The sequence below is a fragment of the Natrinema amylolyticum genome (assembly GCF_020515625.1).
Lineage (GTDB): Archaea > Halobacteriota > Halobacteria > Halobacteriales > Natrialbaceae > Natrinema > Natrinema amylolyticum.
In genome coordinates, this window is sequence record NZ_JAIWPJ010000003.1 from 151,028 (window position 1) to 170,918 (window position 19,891).

Sequence of the window (19,891 nt, forward strand, 5' to 3'; positions counted from 1 at the left end):
GGGGTTGCCGCAACCGCGGACGGCTAGCTCGTCGCTGACGCGCGGAGCGAAGAAATCGAAATCGGTCACGATCGCCCCACGGCGTCTCGTTGGCGGTATAGTAGCCACTGAAAGTTACTGCACCTAATCGCACGATTGCGTTGCGATTAGCGTGTAAATCGTTTCAGTGGCTACTATAATAGACCCCCGTCTCGTCCCGGCGGAACCGGTCGCCCGTGTCGAACCAATCGCCCGCGAATCGACCGCGGTCCTCGGCCTCGTCGTAGTCGTCGCTCTCGAGTTCGGCCGGCTCGTACCAGTTCTCGTCGTCGGTACCGGCAGCGTTCACGTAGCCGTCGGCGACCATCGGTCCCGACAGCTGGAGTCGCCCCTCGGCCGCTCCGTCGAGGACCGTCTCGTCGTCGACTAATCGCGCCCGGCACTCCGCAACCGGTCGCCCGACGGGAGAGCCGTCGACGTCGGTCGCGGTCGAATCGTCCGCGAAGCCGGTGCTCAGCGCGGTCGGACACTCGAGGCGGCCGTAGACCCGCGCGACCGGGACGTCGCGGTCCCGGTATGCCGCGATCACGTCGTCCGCGACCGGGGCCGCACAGATCGCCCGCTCGAGCGAGTCGGCGGCCGCGTCGAAGCCGGATTCGGCCGCGATATCGCGGAGGGTCGTCTCCCGGCCGGGCAGCAGCGTCGCCCCCTCCTCGACGATCGCGGTCGCGGCGTCGCCGGGGTCGAAGGCGCGGTCGAGCAGGAGCGTCCCGCCGACGTACAGCACCGACAGCGCGACCCGGACGAGACCGTCCACGGCCGACAGTCGCGAGGTAAGCGGAACGGTATCGTTCGCGGCGAGCCCCCACGCCGCGACGCCCGTTTCGCAGTTGCGCTCGATAGTCTCGGCTGAGTAGCCGGCGATCGGGCGACCCGAATCGCCGTGGACGGCCAGCGCCGGATTCGCTCCCGACGGCTGCTCGTCGACGTCGACATCGGCACGGTCCGTCTCGGCGAGTTCCTCGAGCGTCACCGCCCGATCGAACGGGATCGATCGCACCAGATCACGCTGGGCCGCTTCCGAGACGACGATATCGGGCTCTAAGACGTCGAAGGGGCGCTCGACGGACGCCGGCGTCAACAGGTGTGAGATCGGCGCGAACGTCGCCCCGAGGCGTCGGCAGGCGAAAAACAGCGCGAGTGCGGCGACCCGGTTTCGCGTGACGAGACAGACGGTGTCGTCCGAGCCGATGTCCAGCGCCGCGAGCCGTTCGGCCGTCCGCGTCGCGATCGTCGAGAGTTCGTCGTAGGAGACACGATCCTCGTGAATCGTCTCCGCGGGCGCGTACAGCCGCCGCTCGGAGATATCGACGACCGCCGTCCGATCCGGGAACTGCTCGGCCCGACGCGCCAGCGAGAGAGTCACGACTGGGACGTCCACGCTCGAGTACGTAGTAGATAGGGGGTCAGTCGCAAGCACGGGAGCCGGCCGCGACTCGTCCGATTCACTCCGGATCGTCGGTCTGTGCCTCGAGAAAGCCGAGCAGCCGATCGTTGACCGTCCGCGAGCGCTCGACGAAACAGAGATGCCCCGCGCCCTCGAGCCGTCCGAACTCCCCGCGGGGAAGCCCGCGCGCCAGCTCCTCTCCGGCCGCCGGCGACACGAGTTCGTCCGCACCGCCGTGGATCACCCGCGTCGGTTGGGTCACCTCGACCAGCCAGTCCGTCGCGTCGAAGCCCTCGAGCGCCGCGGTCTGCGCCTCCCAGCCCTCGCGGTCCGCGTCGCCGTCGGCTCGCCAGTCGACGATCCCCTCTAGCACGTCGGGCTGGGCCTCGAGGAAGTCTTCGGAGAACCCCGCCTCGAGCGACCGGCGGAGCGCGTCCGGATCGGCCGGCGACGCGAAGAGCGGTTCGAGGTCGAATGCAGCGCTCCGAGCCGCGGTTCCGAACAACGTCAGCGTCTCGACGCGACTCGAGGTCCGGGCCGCCCGGAGCGCGATCGCGCCGCCGAGCCCGCAGCCCACGAGGTGGGCGTTGCGGAACTCGCAGTCGGCGAGGATCGCCTCGAGGTCGGCGACGAGCGTCTCGAGGTCGTAGGGACCGGGCGGCGCGTCGGAACGACCCGTTCCGCGGAGGTCCCAGACGACGGCCTCGTGGGGACCGGCGACGGCGGCGTGTTGCCAGCCCCACAGCCAGCCGCCGAGTCCGGCCTCGGGGACGAAGACGACGGGGTCGCCCTCCCCCGCGCGATCGTAGTACAGCGAGGTGGTCCCGTTCGTTGCAGTGGGCATGTGGGAATCGACGGGACGGCAGTGAAAGAAGGGGACGGTTTCGACTCGAGCGAGGGAGGTGACGGCGGCTCTCGGTGATCAGGCGTTCAGGACCTGTCGTAACACGTCGGGGGCGTCCTCGAGCGCGTCGTCGAGATCGTCGACGTTGGGGCCGCCGCCCTGGGCGAAGTCCGGCGGGCCGCCACCGCCGCCGCCGACCTTCGCGGCGAGTTCGCCGACGACCTCGCCGGCGTTGACGCCGACGTCGTCCGGGACGGCGACGACGAACTGGGCACCGCTCTCGCCGCTGCCCAGCACCGCGATTTTGCCCTCCTCGGCGAGGGCGTTCGCGGTCGCTCGCAGTTCGCCCATGTCGGCGTCGAGGCGCTGGACGACGGCGGTCGTCTCGCCGACCTCGACCTCCTCGCCGCCGCCACCGCCGCCGGCGCGGGCCTCGGCGAGCTGTTCCGTCAGGTCCTCGATCTCCTTGCCTCGCGCCTTCCACTCCTCGAAGAAGCGTTCGGCGGTCTCGGGCACGTCTTCGGGCGAGACGTCGAGGATCTCGGCGGCCTCGTAGAGGGCGTCCTCTTTGACCTGCGTCGCCCCGATGGCGGCCTCGCCGGCCGCGAAGGTGATCCGCTCGACGCCGTCCTGGACGCGCTCGGTGTTCAGAACCTTGATCGCGCCGATATCACCGGTGCGAGCGACGTGGGTCCCACCGCAGGCCTGCGTGTCCTCGGCGACGTGGATCAGCCGGATCTGCTCGCCCGGCGGGATCCCGCCCTGGTAGAGGTCGAAGCCGTGTTCGGCCTCGGCGTCGTGGCGGTCGGGCCACTCCTGGGAGACCGCGGTGTTGTCCATCACGATCTCGTTCGCGCGGTCCTCGATTCGCTTGACGTCCTCGCGGTCGATTCGGTCGTAGTGGCGAACGTCGATTCGCGAGGAGTCGACGCCCTTCTGGGCACCGGCCTGGCGGATGTGCTCGCCGAGGACCTGCCGCGCGGCGTGGATGACGATGTGGGTCGCCGTGTGATGGCGCATGAGCTGTCGCCGGCGGCCGCCGTCGACCTGCCCGTTGACCAGTTCGCCCTTACCGGGATCCTCGTCGGTCCGATGGAGGATGACGCCGTCCTCGATCTGGACGTCCTCGACCTCGACGGTCGCGTCGTCGGTCGAGAGCGTCCCCGTGTCCGCGGGCTGGCCACCGCCCTCGGGGTAGAACATCGTCTGATCGAGGACGACGTCGTAGCCGTCCTCGCGCTCGAAGACGTCCAAGACGACCGCCTCGAACTGCGTTCGCTGCTGGTCGTCGTAGTAGAGCTTCTCCGTCTCCGGGAGGTCCTCGAAGCGCTCGTCCTCCTCGTCCTCGGCCTCCGCGACGGCCTCGGGCGTGTCGTGGCGCTTCGCGACGAGGCTGTAGAAGTCGTCGGGAACCTCGACGTCCGCGCCGGTCTCCTCGGCGATCTCGGCGACCATATCGGGCTGGATGCCGTGGGAGTCGTAGAGTTCGATCAGTTCGTCGGTCGGGATCGGCTCGCCCTTCTTCGCGTACTCTTCGGCCAGCGTCTCGACCCGGCGACCGCCCCGCTCGAGCGTCTCGCGGTACTTCTCGACCTCGGTGCGGACGATGTCGCGGATCGTGTCGCGGTTCTCGTACTCGAGGCGCTCGGCCTGCATATCGACGAGTTCGTCCAGCGGCGCGTCGACGCCGACCGTGTCACAGAGCCGCTTCGTTCGGCGCAGGACCATCCGCGCGAGATAGCCCGTCCCGACGTTCGAGGGGACGATGCCGTCGCCGAGCATATATGCGAGGGTGCGGCAGTGGTCCGCGATCGCGTAGATGTCCTCGAGGGGTTCCATCAGTTCCTCGAGTTCCGCGGCGTCGACGCCGAGTTCGTCGGCGATCTCGCCGCGGGCGGTCTCCATGTCCTCGGCCTCGTCGATGTCCATGTGACCCGCGAGCTTGGCGGCCCGGTGGATGAGTTCCTCCTGCTCGTCGGAGTGGTCGATCCCCGCGTTGTCCTTCAGGAAGGCGATCATGTCGGGGTAGACCGCCTCGTAGACGGTCGGGGTGCCCTGGGAGACCCAGGTCCACCGCTCGAGCCCGTAACCTGTGTCGACGATGTAGGTGTCCATCGGGCTGTAGCGGTTCCCGTCTTTCATCTCGTACTCGCCGTCCGGATCCTGCTCCATCGACATGAAGACGAGCGTGGCGAGTTCGACGCCGCGGTAGATGACCTCGATGGCGGGCCCGGCGTTGCCGCCGCCGACCCACGGGTCCTCGATGTAGATGACCTCCTCGAGATCGACGCCCATCGACTCGAAGAAGCCGTCGCAGAGTTCGACGGTGTGATCCTTCCAGTACACCTCGCCGTGGTAGGCGTACTCGTCCTCGGGGACGTCCTCGCGCGTGTTGAAGGCGTGGTGGGCCATCATCTCGAAGGCCATCGTATGTCGCCCGGTCTTGCCCACGTTGTCGATGTCCTGCATCCGGATGCAGGGCTGGGAAACTGTCAGCGGGTTCGCGGGCGGGGGCGTCTCGCCGCTGGTGACCAGCGGCTGGAAGTCGTAGATCGACGCCTGCGTCAACAGGACGTCGTCGCGCCAGCGGTTGGCCGCGACGGGGTAGGGTTCGATTCGCTCGTGCTCGTTAGCCTCGAAGTAAGAGAGAAAGGCCTCGCGCATCTCCGTCAGGTCGTACGACTCGTCGAATCCCGAGTTGTCGATGAAGTCGTACTCCGCGCAGGGCGGCTCGCCGCAGGTCACCCTGCTCTCGTCGCGCGTCCAGAAGTGAGCGCCGCACTCCGGGCACTCCTTGCGCTCGAATCCTTCCTCCTCGAAGTACTCGAGGCGGTACTCCTCCTCTAGTTCGCTCATTACGCGTGTATTGGCCCTGCAGCGCGTAAAACAGTTCCGCAACTGGCGTCGGCGAAACGATCGTCCGACGGAACGTGATCGACCAGGGCACCGACGGAAGACGGCGATCGTCGAGTGAAATGATAGGTAATTAATAAATAGCTGCAAATTAAATTCGGCGGTAATGGTAGGAATAGAACGAGATCGGACGAGTACCGAGATGGCCCGATTCGGCGTACTGAATCAGTCGATGGCGAATCGCACCGCGAGCGATCACGAGCGGGAGAGCGAAGGCGAGCGCTGACGATGTCGACGCGACGGTCCGTGCTCCGAAAGGTCGGGCTGGCCGGGATCGGAACGACCGCCGGCGTCGCCCTCCTCCCGTCACCGCCCGACGCGACCGATCCCAGCGGTACGGTCGAGGCAGCGACTCCCCCCGAGGAAATCGCCGACTGGCTCGACGAGCCGATCACCGACGAGAGCGACGCGCCGATCGGCCGCTACCACTACGAACCGACGAGCGACGGCTACCGCGCGACCGCGCCGTTCAACGTCGTGCTCCTCCCCGACGCCGACGGCGAACGCGGCCTCGAGCGGGTCATGTCCGTCCTCACGAACGAAGGGTGGGTCCGCAACCCCGAGGAGTACACCCGATTCGCCTGGGATCGGACCGACGAGACGTACGTCCGTCAGGAGGCGACGGCCGCGCAAACGTACTACGGGACCAACGGCCGGCGACACGTTCGCTGCTGGTCGTTCGAGAGCGTCGTCTCGATGCAAGCCCACGAGGACACGAGCGCGCGCCCGAAACACGGGATCGCCTCCTATCAGCGCGGGCGGGACACCGTCGAGGCGATCTTCGCCGCCGACGGCTGGGCGGTTAGTCCGGGCGCGATCGACCTGCGAAACGAGAAGGGACCCGACCACGACGGGGTCGCGACGGTCATCGCGGAGTCGCCATGAGTCCCGAGACGGGCGACCGCCGATCGGTCGGCGTCCGGACGGCCGTCGGGACTGCCCTCGAGCACCCGCTGCTCGGCCTCGACCGTCAGCGGACGGCGCTCACGGTGGCCGCGCTGCTCGGACTGATCGCGGCGCTTCTCGCCAGCCATCTCGGAACGAGGGTCCCGATCGCGGACGCCCTCCGCAGTACGGTGACGACGGGGTTGGACGCGCTCAGCATGGTCTTCATCGCGCTGGTGACGCCGACGATCCTGCTCGTCCCGTTCTGCTATGCGGCTTGGAACGGCGGCCCGGGGCTCTCGTTCGTCCTCCCGCTCGTCCCGGTCGGCATCGGGGACGCCGTCGCCGGCGCGTACGTACTCGACCTCGACGTCGCGATCGCGCTGACCGTCGGCGCGGCCGCCGCCGCAATCGCACTCGTCTCCGCTGACGTCCGGCGAGCGGACTCGCTCCGAGTCTGGCGGGCGGGGACTGTCGACGAAAATCGGTTGCTATTCGTCACGGGGAGCGCGATCGTCGCCGCCGTTGGCGTCGGTCGATTCCTCGACGCCGCGCCCGCCTACATGCTCGAGTGGTACGCACCGGTCGGCAGCCTCTGGCTCGTGACCGGCGCCGTCATCGGCTGCTACTGGCTCGCCGCGATCCGTTCGATGTGGCACACCGGTGATGACCGCGCGACCGCGGAGTCGTAGCGCGAGCGCTCGCCGATCGCGGCCGTCGGTTTCGATTTCGACTCCGTCGATCGCCGCGGACGACTCAGCGATCGATACGGACGGCAAAGTTTTATCCTGACAGAGAGTCACGCCATATAGACAATTGAACGCCGACGGGATGAGGGACGCGTCAGCGACCCAGCGACCGCGAACAGTGCTCTACGTGGCCGACGCGGAGACGGACGCCAGCGACGGCGCCGGCGCTCTCGAGGCGATCGAATCCGGGCCCGAGCGGTCGGTCCACGCCGTCACGACCGTCGATCGCGTCCGTAACTGGGCTCCCGAAGCCGACTGCGTCGTCTTCGCCGAGACGCCGACGACGGCGGCGGGCTCCTCCCTGCTCGAAGTCGTCGAGGCCTGCGGCTCGACGCCGGTGGTTCTCTTCACCGACGCGTCGTTCGCGCCGACCGCCGCGCGGTCGACCGAGGGCATCGACGGCTACGTCCGACGGAATACCGACGACGCCGTCGCGCACCTCGCGGACGAGATCGAGTGGGTCTGTCGCGGCGCGGAGAGCGCGGAAGACGCCGACCGCGCAGCGTCGACTCCCGGGCCCGCCGATCGCTTCCTCGAGTCGGTCCCCGAACTGGCGGCCCGCCGCGACCGCGATCCGCTCTTCGAGCTGCTGGTCGAGACCGCTGCCGACGCCCTCGACTGCGAGTACTGCTGGCTGTCGACGGTTCACTTCGGTGAGTTCACGCCGCGGGCGACCGCGCTGGGAGTCCCGGACGACGATCTCGAGCCGGTCTCGCGCGACGGGGTCCTCGACGAGGCCCTCCGGACGGGCGAGCCGCTTCGCGTCGACGATCTCGCGACCGACGACCGGCTGACGGCCCCTCTCGAAGGGATCACGTCGCTGTGTTGCGTTCCGATCGGCGATATCGGCATCCTCCAGGTCGCCGCCGAGGAGCCGGCGGCGTTCGACGAGCGCAACTGCGACTCGCTCGCCGCGTGGTGTCGCTCCGCCGCCGCGGTCCTCGAGCGAATCGACGCCGACGCGAGCCGGCGCACGGCTCGCGAGCAGCTGCGTCGGGAACGCGACCGACTGGAGACGGAGCGGGATCGGCTGGCGAGCGAACGCGACGACCTCGCGGCCGAGCGCGACCGCCTCGCCGACGAACGCGATCGCTTCCGGGCCCTGTTCGCGAACATCCCGGAGCCGGCGGTCCGCTACGAGATCGACGACGGGCGACCGATCGTCCGGGACAGCAACGACACCTTCAGCGAGGTCTTCGGCACCGACCCCGAGGGGATCGTCGGCGAGCCCGTCGACGAGGACACCGTCCCGCCGGGGCTCGAGCAACGGCGAGCGACGCTTCTCGAGTCGCTCCGGGCCGGCGAGCGCCGCCAGCTCGTCAGTCGTCGGGAGACCGTCGACGGCGTCCGCGAGTTCCTGTTGACGCTGGTGCCGGTCGACGCGGGCGCGAGCGGCGATGGGGCCACCAATGACGGGACCACCGACGCCGGCGGCGAGCGGGCCGATCACAATCCCGAAGGGCTGATCGTCTACAGCGACGTGACCGAGGCCAACCGCCGCGAGCGGGAGCTGGCCGCCGCCCGAGCGCGACTCGAGACGATCGCGGAGCTGGTCGACGAGGACGTGCGGACGCCGCTGAACGTCGCTCGGGGCTACCTCGAGCTCGCCGACGAGACCGGCGACGCCGAGCACTTCGCGGAGGTCGACGATGCACAGGAGCGGTTACGGGAACTCGTCGATCAGCTCGTCGCGATCGCCCGGCAGGACGACGTGCTCGTCGAGACCGAACCCGTCGCCATCCACGACGTCGCGCGGCGGGCCTGGGTCGCCGTCGAGACCGGCGACGCGCGGCTCGTGACTCGAGCGCCCGACGACCGCGTGCTCGAGGCGGACAAAGCGCGGCTGCGGGAGCTGTTCGAGCATCTGCTGGGAGCCGTGATCGACGAGGACAGCGGTGGCGAGTCCGGTGACGAGAGTGGCGACGAAACAACCGATACAGACTATGATACGGCCGGTATGGGCGACGAGACGGCGAGCACGGCCGACGGAACGACGGTGGTCACCGTCGGCGCGACCGAGGACGGCTTCTACGTCGCTCGACGCGACCCCAAGACCGACGCCCCGGACGCCGACAGCGAGATCGAGACGGATCCCGTCCCCGGCCAGTTGGCCGCGGCCGACGGAACCGGCTTCGGGCTCGGCACTGTCGAACGCATCGCCGACGCCCACGGCTGGAACGTCGGCGTCGCGGAGGACGATGGTCGCATCGCCTTCGCGTTCCGCGGCGTCGACGCCGGCGACGGCAGCGCCGGCGATGGAGACTAAAAGGGAGGTGGCTGACAGTCAGTTGTCCGCGTCGAGCGCCAGCGACGCCAGCATCGCCTCGAGTTGCAGGCGCTCGTTCGCGCCCTCGGTGATCCGGTAGTCGACCTCGCCGAGGCGCTCGAGCAGTCGCACGGTCGCTTGCTCCGGAATGTCGAACTCCCAGGCGGAGCGGTGCAGTTGGTCGATGACGTCGCCGCCGGCGAGCCCGCGCTCGGTGAGGAGGTCCTCTAGGGCGGCGCGGGCGGCGGTGAAGTCGCCGTCGATGGCGTGTTCGACCATCGCCTCGACCTCTTCGGGGCGGGCGGTGGCGGTGATCGCGAAGACGGTCTCCTCGTCGACGGTCTCGCCCATTACGGCGGCGGCCTGGAGGGCGTTGATCGCCTTCCGCATGTCGCCGTCGGCCGCGTAGACTAGGGCGTCGACGCCGTCGTCGGTCACCTCGATATCTTCGGTCGCGGCGATCTCTCGGACCTGCGCCTCGATGGCGTCCGCGGTGAGTTCGGTGAAGCGGAAGACCGCACACCGCGACTGGATGGGGTCGATGATCTGGCTCGAGTAGTTACACGAGAGGATGAACCGCGTGTTGTTCGAGAACTGCTCCATCGTCCGGCGCAGGGCGGACTGGGCGTCTGAGGTCAGCGCGTCGGCCTCGTCCAGAAAGATGATGCGGTGATCGTAGCCGCCGAACGACGAACGCGCGAAGTCCTTGATCCGATCGCGGACGACGTCGATCCCGCGCTGGTCGGAGGCGTTGAGCTCGAGGAAGTTCTCGCGCCAGTCGTCGTCGTAGACTTCGCGGGCGATGGCCTGTGCAGCGGTCGTTTTCCCGGTTCCGGCCGGCCCCGCGAACATGAGGTGGGGGAGGTCGTCCTGCTCGACGTAGTTCTCGAGCCGCGGAACGATGTCCTCGTGGCCCTTGATGTCGTCGAGCCGCTCCGGGCGGTACTTCTCGATCCAGACTTCGGTCTTGCCGGGTGTGGGCTCCGCCGCCTCGGCGTCGGCCTCGCTCATACCGGTCGAAGGCGGGGCCGCAAGATAAAACGACCGAAGGTCGGCGTCGGACCGCGCCACCGGCGGCCCATCGTCGGTGACGAACTGGTCACGTAATCGGACGGTTTCCGGCCCTGAAACCGTGGTGACGGGTTTTACACCCTGCTCGAGGAAGGAACACTCGTAATGGTTGGAAACGACACACTATCACGACTCGGCATTGCAGTGCTGGTCGCCCTCGTCGTCGTCGGGACCGTCCCGGCGACGGTCGCCGCCCAGACCAACGGGCAGACCGGGGGGACGGTCGTCGTCGAGGAGGGCGAGACGGTCGACAGTCTCGAGGCGTTCGGCGGGAGCGTCGTCGTCCGCGGCACCGTCACCGGCGACGTCAGCGCCGTCGGGGGCGACGTGCGGATCGAACGCACCGGCGAAGTCGGCGGCGACCTCGAGGCCGCCGGCGGGGGCGTGATCATCGCCGGGACAGTCGACGGCGACGTGGATGTCGGCGCGGGGAGCCTCACGATCACCGAGGATGGCACCGTCGGCGACGACCTCACGGCCGGTGTCGGGAGCGCGACGATCGACGGGACGGTCGACGGGAGCGCCGAGATCGGCGCCGAGACGATTCGACTGGGGGAGAGCGCGTCGATCGCGGGCGATCTGCGGTACGACGGCGACCTCGAGGGGAACACCGACGCGGTCGCGGGCGACATCGTGGAGGACTCCTCGCTCGGCGTCGACGTCGCACCGACGATTCAGCCCTTCGCGTCGTGGCTGTTCGCGGCCTACGTGCTGGCGGTGAACCTGCTGCTCGGAGCCGCGTTGCTCGCGCTGTTCCCGCGGTTCTCCGATGGGGTCGCAGACCGCGTCGCGTCGAGCCCCCTGCGCTCCGGGGGAGTCGGACTGCTCGTGTTCGTGGGGGTTCCGATCCTCCTGATCGCGCTCGCGATCACCGTCGTCGGCATCCCGCTCTCGATGATCGGGGGCTTCGCGTTCGCCCTGTTGGTCTGGATCGGCGTCGTCTACGGTCGTTTCGCCGTCGCGGCGTGGCTCCTCTCGCTGGTCGGCCTGGACAACCGCTGGCTCGCGCTCGTCATCGGGCTGGTCGCCGGCGCCGCCCTCTCCCGGCTGCCGGTCCCGTTCGTCGGCGACGCGATCAACCTGCTCGTCCTCCTGCTCGGACTCGGCGCGCTCGCTCGCGGTCTCTACGGCCAGTGGCGCACCGCCCGAAACCGCGACCGAGAACGGCGAGTCGGAACCGGGTCCGACGAACCGACCGCGGACTGAGCGTCGGTCCCGAACCGGCGCTCGAGCGATGCGCTCAAGGCCGCGCTCGCGTAACGCGAGGTATGCACGTCACCGTCGACGTCAAGGGCGAGGACACCTACGAACTCGATCTCGAGGCGGTGGCGGGAGCCGCGGCCGACGCCGACGCGACCGGCGGACCCGTCGCCGACCCGACGCCGACGTACGCGGACCTGCTCCGCGAGGTCGAGTTGAGTCCCCACGAGGTGAGCGTCCTCGTCGACGGGCGTCCGGTTCCCGAGGATCAGCCGGTCGAGAGCGACCACGTGACGGTACTGCGGCTGATCAAGGGCGGGTGAGGTCGTCGGCTCGCGCGGCGACGTGAGTCGCGAGGACGGCTCGCTCGTAGGGGCCTCGCACCGACGGCCCGAGACTCCCTTGAACGGGTCGATCACCTGCGATCAAGATACTTGAGTGGATTCCCCGATTGGTGTGGTATGTCGGACCACATCAAGGAGAGCGATCCGGCGGTCGCCGACGCCGTCGAACGCGAACGCGAGCGCCAGGAGTCGACGCTGGGAATGATCGCCTCGGAGAACCACGTTTCCGAAGCCGTTCTCGCCGCGCAGGGGACCGCGATGACCAACAAATACGCGGAGGGGTATCCCGGTGCGCGATACTACGGCGGCTGCGAGCACGTCGACGAGGTCGAACGGTTGGCGATCGAGCGAGCGAAGTCACTGTGGGGAGCCGATCACGTCAACGTCCAGCCACACTCGGGAACCCAGGCGAACATGGGCGTCTACTTCGCCGCCCTCGAGCCGGGTGAGACGATCCTCTCGCTGGATCTCACCCACGGCGGACACCTCAGCCACGGTCACCACGTTAACTTCTCCGGGCAGCTCTACGAGGTCGAGCAGTACGAAGTCGACCCGGAAACGGGGTACATCGACTACGACGCGCTCGCCGAACGGGCTCGCGCGGTCGAGCCGGCGATGATCGTCAGCGGCTCCTCGGCGTACCCGCGCGAGTTCGACTGGGAGCGCATCGGCGAGATCGCGGACACCGTCGACGCCGACCACCTCGCTGATATCGCCCACATCACCGGGCTTGTCGCGGCGGGCGTCCACTCGAGTCCGATCGAGCACGCCGACTTCGTCACCGGGAGCACGCACAAGACCATCCGGTCCGGCCGGGGCGGGATCATCATGTGCGACGAGACTCACGCCGACGACGTCGACAGCGCAGTCTTCCCCGGGAGTCAGGGCGGGCCGCTCATGCACAACATTGCCGGCAAGGCCGTCGGTTTCGGGGAAGCCCTCGAGCCCGAGTTCGAGGACTACGCCTCCCGGACCGTCGAAAACGCATCGGCGCTCGCGGCTGTCCTCCGCGATCGGGGACTGTCGCTGGTCTCCGGCGGTACCGACAAACACCTCGTGCTCGTCGACCTGCGGGAGTCCCATCCCGATCTCACCGGTGACGACGCCGAAGCGGCCCTCTCGGACGTCGGCATCGTCCTCAACAAGAACACCGTCCCGGGGGAGACCCGGTCACCGTTCGTCACCAGCGGGATCCGGATCGGCACGCCCGCCCTGACGACCCGCGGGTTCGGCCCCGAGGAAATCGAGACGGTCGCCCACCACATCGCCGACGTGCTCGACGCGCCCGACGACGACGCGACGCTCGAGCGAGTCTCAGAGTCGGTCGACGAGCTTTGCGAAACGTTCCCCGTGTACGAATAGCGCTGTCGGAGCGGCGCTTGCTCCGCTTCTAGCCGTCTCGCCTTACTCTTTCGTGCCCAGCACGTCGAGCCCCTCGTCCGTCACGCGGACGTAGAGGAGGGTATCGTCCGGATCCGGATCGATCACGTCGTCGAGTTCGGGGGCACAACCCATCATTCCGACGTCGTTGAAGCCACAGGCCTCGCAGACCGCCGCATCGGACAGCGGCTCGTACTCGCCGTCGCGTTCGGTGGCCGGGAGGTAGCCCGTGTCCTCGATCTCTTCGCCGCACTCCGCACAGTACAGCGTCGGTGTCGAGACGAGTTCCATACGCTGACTCTAGCGGACCGACCACATAGCATTGCGTGATGAGAACCGTCTCCGAACTGCCCGACGGTTTCATCGTTCGGACCAGTGACTGAATCGAGTCGCCGAGACGGTGTCCCAGCAGAGTCCATAACCGTTGACTCGAGCCGTCCAGCCACTCAGGCGGACTTCTGTAAGTCAGTTCCGGCGCATTCGCGACCCGCCACGCGAGTGCGCCGGTAAACAGTACAGTAGACCGTCTCAGTCGTCGTCGGAGGTGGCCGGCCCGGTCGGGGTGGTGGAACGATCCTCTTCGCGTAAGAACACCGCCCGACGGCTGCCGAAGACCCAGATCATGACGCCGACGGCGAGTAACGTGATGATCGCGAAGGGGCCGCCGGCGATGATCGCGGCCTGTTGGAGCGCCGAGGTGCCGCCGGCGACCATCAACAGCGAGGCCAGTGCGCCCATGAGGCCGCCCCAGATGACGCGGTTGATCGTCGACGGCTTCTGCTTGCCGCCGGTGGTGAGCATCCCCAGCGCGAGCGTCGAGGAGTCCGCCGACGTGACGAAGAACGTCGTCACCAGCACCAGGAAGAGCACGGTGAGCAACTCGCCGGCCGGCAGCGCCTCGAACAGCGGGTAGCCGGCGACGGCCTCGTTGAACCCCCAGGCCTCGAGCGTGCCGAGGATGTCGGCCTGGCCGTTCGACTGCATGAAGATGGACGTCCCGCCCATCGTCGCGAACCAGGGGATCGTGATGGCCGTGGACGCGACGACGCCGGTCGCGGCGACCTGTCGAACGGTCCGGCCGCGAGAAATGCGGGCGATGAACAGCCCGACGAACGGCGCCCAGGAGAACCACCACGCCCAGTAGAAGACGGTCCAGGCGCCGACGAAGCCGGAGTCGGCACCCTGTCCGCCGGTTTCACTCGCTCCCATGAAGAGGCTCATCGAGACGAACTCGTTGATGTATGCTCCCAGCGCCTGGGTCCCGACGGTCATGATGTACACCGTCGGCCCGAGGATGAACGCCGCGGCCGTCAGGACGACGAACAGCGCCATGTTGAAGTAGGAGATGCGGCGGATACCGCGCTCGACGCCGAGTGCGACCGAGATCGTAAACGCCACGGTCAGTCCAGTGATCACGAGGATGGTCCCCGCGTCGCCGAACTCGACGCCGCCAGCGTACTCGAGGCCGACGAGGAACTGGTTCCCGACGAGACCGAGCGTCGTCGCGATGCCACCGATGGTCGCGAAGACGGCGAGGATGTCCACGAGCTTCGCCCAGGGACTGTCGAGATTGTCGAACCCGATGATGGGGCCGATGATCGTCGAGATCCGCATCGGTGCGTCCCTGCGGTAGGCGAAGTAGGCGATCGGAATTGCTACGATCACGTACGCCGACCACGCCGAGAGCCCCCAGTGGAAGAACGTGTACTGGAGCGCGCTGACGGCGGCACCCGTCGACTCCGCTTCGACCCCGGAGAAGGGCGAGGGAGTCGAGTAGTGGAAGATCGCCTCCGCCGGGCCCCAGAAGACGATCCCGGCTGCGATCCCCGCGGAGTACAGCATCGCGAAGTACGCGAGGAAGCTGAACTCGGGATCCTCGTCTTCCTCCCCCAGCTTGATGTTGCCCCACGGGCCGAAGATGAGGTACAGTACGAACGCCACGAGGGCGAACATCGAGACGAGATACGCCCAGCCGAAACTCGTCCACAGGAACTCGTTGGTTCCCTCCATGATATCGAGCGTCTGGCTCTCGCGGAAGAGAAACGCTGCGACGACCAGGACGGCGACGACGAACCCGATCCCGAAGACGGTGGGATCGAGTTCGTCGAGGAACGTTTGGACCGCGCCGTCCGCCTCTCGTTCGCGGTCACTCATCGCGGATCACACGCCACTGGCGTCCGGTAACTCGCTCTCTCGAACGGTTCATCTCGAGTTCGGTTACGGGCGACTCGACGAACGCACCCTCGTTCCGCACCGGCACGGGGTTTGTGCCATTGTGAGCCATGATCTCATACACCGTGGGGAAGCATAACAAGTACCTCAATCAAGATTTATCTTAATAACCGGCGTTACTTTTATACCACCGACCGAATCGATTCGCGAGCAGGGTGGGGATAGTCCGGGGCGGAGATAGCTACGCGTTAACGTGCCTGACCTCGTAACCGTGATCTCGGATCGACCGGACGATCGTCCGCGACTGGCCCGAGCCGCTGGTTTCGATCTGGAAGACGAGATGCGCCTCGCCCACGTCGAGTTCGGGTGCCGAGCGGTCGTGGCGGACGGTCTGGATATTCGCACCGTGTTCGGCGATGATCCCCGAAACGTCCTCCATCTTGCCGGGTCGGTCGTCGATCCGGACGCGCAGTCGCAGCAGTTGCTCGCGGTCGGTCAGCGCGTGAACGAGCACGGTCTGTAACATCGTCATATCGAGGTTGCCGCCGCCCAACAACGGCATGACCGTCTCGCCGCGCACGTCGAGTTCGTCGCTGATGATCGCGGCGACCGACGCCGCGCCGGCGCCCTCGACGACCTGTTTGGCGCGCTCGAGCAAGAGGAGAACGGCCCGTGCGATCTCACCGTCCGTGACGGTAACGACTTCGTCGACGTGCTCGTCGATCAGCGAGAGCGTCAGCTCCGAGATGCCGCCGGTCGCGATGCCGTCCGCGATCGTGTCCACGGAGTCGAGCGCGACGGGCGTTCCCTTCCGAAGACTCTCGGAGACGGTCGCCGCGCCGCTCGACTGCACGCCGACGATGCGTGTCTCCGGCGAGCGTTCCGCGAAGGCCGTCGCGATCCCCGAGATGAGTCCGCCACCGCCGATCGGAACGACGACGGTCTCCACCGACGGGAGGTCGTCGGCCATCTCGAGGCCCAGCGTCCCCTGTCCGGCGACGATCGCGGGGTCGTCGTAGGCGTGAACGAACGCCGTCCGCTCGTCGTCGACGAGCCCCTTCGCGTGCGCCATCGCCTCGCGAAAGTCGCTGCCGACGAGTTCGACGTCGGCGCCGTAGCTCCGGGTGGCGTCGACCTTCGCCTGGGGCGCCCCTCTGGGCATGACGATCGTCGAGTCGACGCCGAGTTTCGTCGCCGCGAGCGCGACGCCCTGCGCGTGATTGCCGGCGCTGGCCGCGACGACGCGCTCCGTTTCGCCCTCGGCGACGCACTGTGCGATCTTGTTGTACGCGCCGCGGGTCTTGAACGAGCCCGTCCACTGGAGGTGCTCCATCTTGAGGTGGACCTCGCCGCCGGTCAGGTCGTCCAGGGACGTGCTCCGTTCGACCGGGGTGTGCTTGACGACCGACTCGTCGTCGAGCCGGTCGCGGGCCGCTTCGATGTCAGCGAACTCGACGGTTCGTCCCATCTGGTTCATGGCTGTCACCGAATCATCTTCTCGCGCTCGGGATCGAACAGCGGTTCGTCCCGAACCGTCGCGGGGTGGCGTTCGTTCTCGTAGCCGATCTCGACGTCGCGGCCCGCCTCGGCGTCGGCCGCCGGCAGATAGGCGTACGCGATCCCCGCGTCGATCGTGTAGCCGTAGTCCGCGCGGGCGACGTCACCGAGCACCTCGCCGCTGTCGGGATCGAGCACCGGATGCCCGGTGTCGACGACCGCGCCGGGTTCGTCGAGCGTGATCGGAGCGATCTTTCGGTCGACCCCGCCGTCGCGAGCCTCGAGAAGCGCCTCCTTCCCGACGAACTCCGTCTCGAGGTCGACCGCGAAGCCGATTCCCGCCTCGTATGGGTTGTACTCGGGAGTGACGTCGGTTCCCCACAGCCGGAACCCCTTCTCCATGCTCGTCGAATCGAGGGCTTTCCAGCCCATCGGAACGATACCGTACTCCTCGCCAGCGTCCTCGATTCGCTCCCAGAGCTGCGCACCGTACTCCATCGGCGCGTACAGTTCCCAGCCCAGCTCGCCGGCGTAGGAGAGCCGGAGCATCGTGACCGGAACGCTCTCGAGGTAGCTCTCCTGGGCGGTGTAGAACGGGAACGCGTCGTTCGAGAGGTCCGCCTCGACGAGCGACGACAGGACGTTCCGTGCCTCGGGGCCGAAGACGCCGATCCCGCACATGCTCGAGTCGTGGGTCGTTATCGACACGGAGCCGTCGTCGGGCGCGTGCTCGCGGATCCACCGAGAGTGTAGCGTCGCGGAGTTGCCGCCGCCGGTGAACACCACGTACCGGTCGTCCGCGAACCGAGCGACCGTCACGTCCGCGAGGATCCCGCCGTCCTCGTTGCACATCGCCGCGTATCGGATCCGGCCCGGCGAGACGTCGATATCGTTCGTCAGAAGCCCCTGGAGGAGGGCCGTCGCGCCGTCACCGGTCACCTCGATCCCGGTGTAGGTGGTCATGTCGACCATCCCGACGCGGTCGCGGACCGCCTGGTGCTCGACGCCCTGTGCTTTCGACCAGTTGCGGCCGAGCCAGTCGGGCCTGTCCGGAACGTCGTACTCCTCGAGCAGGGGCTCGTTCGTCTCGTACCACTGCGGCGTCTCCCAGCCGCCCGAGTCGTAGAACTCAGCGCCGAGTTCCTGCTGGCGTCGGTAGAACGGACTTCGGCGGAGCCCGCGCTGGCCCTGGGGCTGTTCGCGCGGGTGGATCAGCTGGTAGACCTCCTGGTACTGCTGTGCGCCGCGGCCTCGCGTGTACTCCCGCGAACCGGCGTGGGGTTGGAACCGCGAGATGTGCGCACCCGTGGCGTCGACGCGCTCCCCGTCAAGGCGGGGGACGCCGTCTTCCATCCAGTGGGCGACGATGCTCCCAGCACCGCCCGACTGGGTGACCCAGATCGCGAGCGCCCACCAGAGCCCGTCGATTTCTTCCGTCGGTCCGAGGATCGGCATCCCGTCGGGGGTGAAACAGAACATCCCGTTGATCCCGGACTCGAACTCGGCGTCCCGCAGCGAGGGAACGAGTTCGCAGGCCGCGTCGTAGGCCGTCTGTTCGTGATCCGGGTGAGTGTTCTCGTAGAAGTGTTCTGCGGTGAACTCCCGCAGCGAGGGGTACTCGAGGCCCAGATCCTCGAGTTTCTCCGGGCCGTAAATGTCCGCGGGATCGACTAGCAGCGGTTCGTGGTTGTACGAGCCGACGCCGTAGCGCTCGCCGTGCTGGCGGAAGTACAGCGACCGATCTTGGTGGCGGAGCAGCGGCTGCTCGATCTCGCGGCTCGCGCCCGCGAGTTCCGGCAGGTCGTCGGAGACGAGGTACTGGTGGGCACAGGGGATCAGCGGGATATCGACGTCGACCATGTCGCCGAACAGCGGGCCCCAGATGTTCGTCGCGAGGAGTACCTCGTCGGCCTCGATGCGCCCGCGGTCGGTAACGACCGCCCGAATTTCGCCGCCTGCGACCTCGAGATCGGTCACCGTCGTCTCGCCGTAGAACTCGGCACCTGCGGCTCGAGCCGACTCGGCCATCGTCGCCGAGGCGTCGACGGCGTGGGCCTTGCCGTCCGTCGGCACGTAGTAGCCGCCGCGGATGACCGACTCGTCGACCTGCGGGACGCGGTCGGCGACCGCGGCGGGAGAGAGGAGTTCTCCGTTCTCGATGCCGTAAGCCTGGCCCCGTTCGCGCTTTCTCTTCAGGTAGTCCCAGCGGTCATCGGTGTACGCGACCTCGATGCCGCCGGACGTCCGGAAGCTCTCGAGGTCCTCGTACAGTTCGCGCGTGTACGACGCCATCCGGGTCATCAGCTTGTTGCCGCCCGTTTGGAAGACCAGTCCGGGGGCGTGGGAGGTGGAGCCGCCGGTCTCGAACAGCGGCCCCTGATCGACGACCACCACGTCCTCGCGGCCGAGACGGGTGAGGTGGTAGGCGGCGCTACAGCCGACGCAGCCGGCGCCGACGATGACGGTTCCCGCGTCGTCGGGAAGTGTGGTCCCTGTACTCATGTGTCATGGGTACTGCCAGACGGGCGAGCATAGCTATCCGGGTGGATAATCTGTGGCGTATAACAGTCGCGGATTCGAAACCGCTCCCGGCCCGCGGTTCGGTGCGACCGGGCCGGTCCGCTCGAGAAGGGGGAGATCGAGGTCGCCGTCGCCGTTGACCGAACGGCGGGCAGATCTATCGGGTAACCAAGACGACCCCGATAACTGCGAAGGCTATCCCGACGAGTCTCGTTATCGTAACTTCGTCTCCAAGGACGACCATACCGATGATGGCCGCGATAACGAAGTACATCGCACCGAGCGTAGAGACGATCGTCGTCGACCCGCCGGAGAGGCCGACGTACATCGAAATCAGCCCTATTCCGGTGAACAATCCGGCCGTACCAGCGAGCAGTCCGCCTCTCACAGTAATAGCAAGCGATGCGTCCGAAGCGATTATGAATCCGAGTGCGAGGGGTCCCGCAACAAGATAGGAGATCGCAGCGGCCGTCCTCGGGTCGATCGACTCCGACGCAGCGTTGCCCAAGACGACCCAGATTCCCCACGTTACCATCGTAATCGACCCAAAGAACACAGCCGAATCAATCTCGGGGAGACCCATCGGTGTAGGGCTCTATGGCCACTGGAAAACACCTCCCTCTT

General features: G+C 67.6%; 15 protein-coding genes. 6 read left to right on the forward strand and 9 right to left on the reverse strand.

Annotation, left to right across the window (positions count from 1 at the left end; all coding sequences use genetic code 11):
• Positions 1 to 163: 163 nt before the first annotated feature.
• From LDH66_RS16410 to alaS, 3 genes are all read right to left on the reverse strand, one after another.
• A complete protein-coding gene (locus LDH66_RS16410; protein ID WP_226482170.1) occupies positions 164 to 1,420 on the reverse strand; it encodes a class I adenylate-forming enzyme family protein in 1,257 nt (418 codons plus the stop codon).
• A 64-nt stretch (positions 1,421 to 1,484) separates the two neighbouring features.
• A complete protein-coding gene (locus LDH66_RS16415; protein WP_226482171.1) occupies positions 1,485 to 2,270 on the reverse strand; it encodes an alpha/beta fold hydrolase in 786 nt (261 codons plus the stop codon).
• Between the two features lie 78 nt (positions 2,271 to 2,348).
• Positions 2,349 to 5,126: an alanine--tRNA ligase gene (gene alaS / locus LDH66_RS16420; protein WP_226482172.1), complete on the reverse strand. Its 2,778-nt coding sequence runs from the start codon at positions 5,124 to 5,126 to the stop codon at positions 2,349 to 2,351.
• 285 nt (positions 5,127 to 5,411) lie between these two features.
• Here alaS and LDH66_RS16425 point away from each other — a divergent pair, with 285 nt between their 5' ends.
• The 3 genes from LDH66_RS16425 (at position 5,412) to LDH66_RS16435 (ending at position 9,083) form a co-directional block, all read left to right on the forward strand.
• A complete protein-coding gene (locus tag LDH66_RS16425) occupies positions 5,412 to 6,068 on the forward strand; it encodes a hypothetical protein (protein WP_226482173.1) in 657 nt (218 codons plus the stop codon).
• The gene (locus LDH66_RS16430) at positions 6,065 to 6,760 is read left to right on the forward strand and encodes a hypothetical protein (RefSeq protein ID WP_226482174.1); all 696 of its coding nucleotides are present in this window, start codon (positions 6,065 to 6,067) and stop codon (positions 6,758 to 6,760) included. The genes LDH66_RS16425 and LDH66_RS16430 overlap by 4 nt, the downstream gene beginning before the upstream one ends.
• Positions 6,761 to 6,899: 139 nt before the next feature.
• A complete protein-coding gene (locus LDH66_RS16435) occupies positions 6,900 to 9,083 on the forward strand; it encodes a GAF domain-containing protein (protein ID WP_226482175.1) in 2,184 nt (727 codons plus the stop codon).
• Between the two features lie 18 nt (positions 9,084 to 9,101).
• On the opposite strand, the gene LDH66_RS16440 is transcribed toward LDH66_RS16435, so the two are convergent.
• A complete protein-coding gene (locus tag LDH66_RS16440; protein WP_226482176.1) occupies positions 9,102 to 10,094 on the reverse strand; it encodes a replication factor C small subunit in 993 nt (330 codons plus the stop codon).
• A gap of 165 nt (positions 10,095 to 10,259) precedes the next feature.
• On the opposite strand from LDH66_RS16440, the gene LDH66_RS16445 reads away from it, so the two are divergent.
• The 3 genes from LDH66_RS16445 (at position 10,260) to glyA (ending at position 13,060) form a co-directional block, all read left to right on the forward strand.
• Positions 10,260 to 11,360 (forward strand): bactofilin family protein, encoded by a 1,101-nt coding sequence (locus tag LDH66_RS16445; protein WP_226482177.1) that lies wholly within the window; start codon positions 10,260 to 10,262, stop codon positions 11,358 to 11,360.
• Positions 11,361 to 11,422: 62 nt separating this feature from the next.
• A complete protein-coding gene (gene samp2, locus LDH66_RS16450; RefSeq protein WP_226482178.1) occupies positions 11,423 to 11,677 on the forward strand; it encodes a ubiquitin-like small modifier protein SAMP2 in 255 nt (84 codons plus the stop codon).
• Positions 11,678 to 11,815: 138 nt separating this feature from the next.
• The gene (gene glyA, locus LDH66_RS16455; RefSeq protein WP_226482179.1) at positions 11,816 to 13,060 is read left to right on the forward strand and encodes a serine hydroxymethyltransferase; all 1,245 of its coding nucleotides are present in this window, start codon (positions 11,816 to 11,818) and stop codon (positions 13,058 to 13,060) included.
• 42 nt (positions 13,061 to 13,102) lie between these two features.
• Here the strand turns inward: glyA and LDH66_RS16460 are convergent, their stop codons facing one another.
• The 5 genes from LDH66_RS16460 to LDH66_RS16480 form a co-directional block, all read right to left on the reverse strand.
• Entirely contained in the window at positions 13,103 to 13,369 is a 267-nt protein-coding gene (locus tag LDH66_RS16460) for a hypothetical protein (RefSeq protein ID WP_226482180.1), read from the reverse strand.
• Between the two features lie 237 nt (positions 13,370 to 13,606).
• The gene (locus tag LDH66_RS16465; protein ID WP_226482181.1) at positions 13,607 to 15,232 is read right to left on the reverse strand and encodes a BCCT family transporter; all 1,626 of its coding nucleotides are present in this window, start codon (positions 15,230 to 15,232) and stop codon (positions 13,607 to 13,609) included.
• Positions 15,233 to 15,491: 259 nt separating this feature from the next.
• Complete coding sequence (ilvA, locus tag LDH66_RS16470) at positions 15,492 to 16,727, reverse strand: threonine ammonia-lyase (RefSeq protein WP_226482620.1); 1,236 nt, start codon at positions 16,725 to 16,727, stop codon at positions 15,492 to 15,494.
• Between the two features lie 5 nt (positions 16,728 to 16,732).
• Positions 16,733 to 19,249, reverse strand: coding sequence for a GcvT family protein (locus LDH66_RS16475; RefSeq protein ID WP_226482182.1), 2,517 nt, complete (start codon positions 19,247 to 19,249; stop codon positions 16,733 to 16,735).
• Positions 19,250 to 19,424: 175 nt separating this feature from the next.
• Positions 19,425 to 19,850, reverse strand: coding sequence for an EamA family transporter (locus LDH66_RS16480; RefSeq protein ID WP_226482183.1), 426 nt, complete (start codon positions 19,848 to 19,850; stop codon positions 19,425 to 19,427).
• Positions 19,851 to 19,891 lie beyond the last annotated feature (41 nt).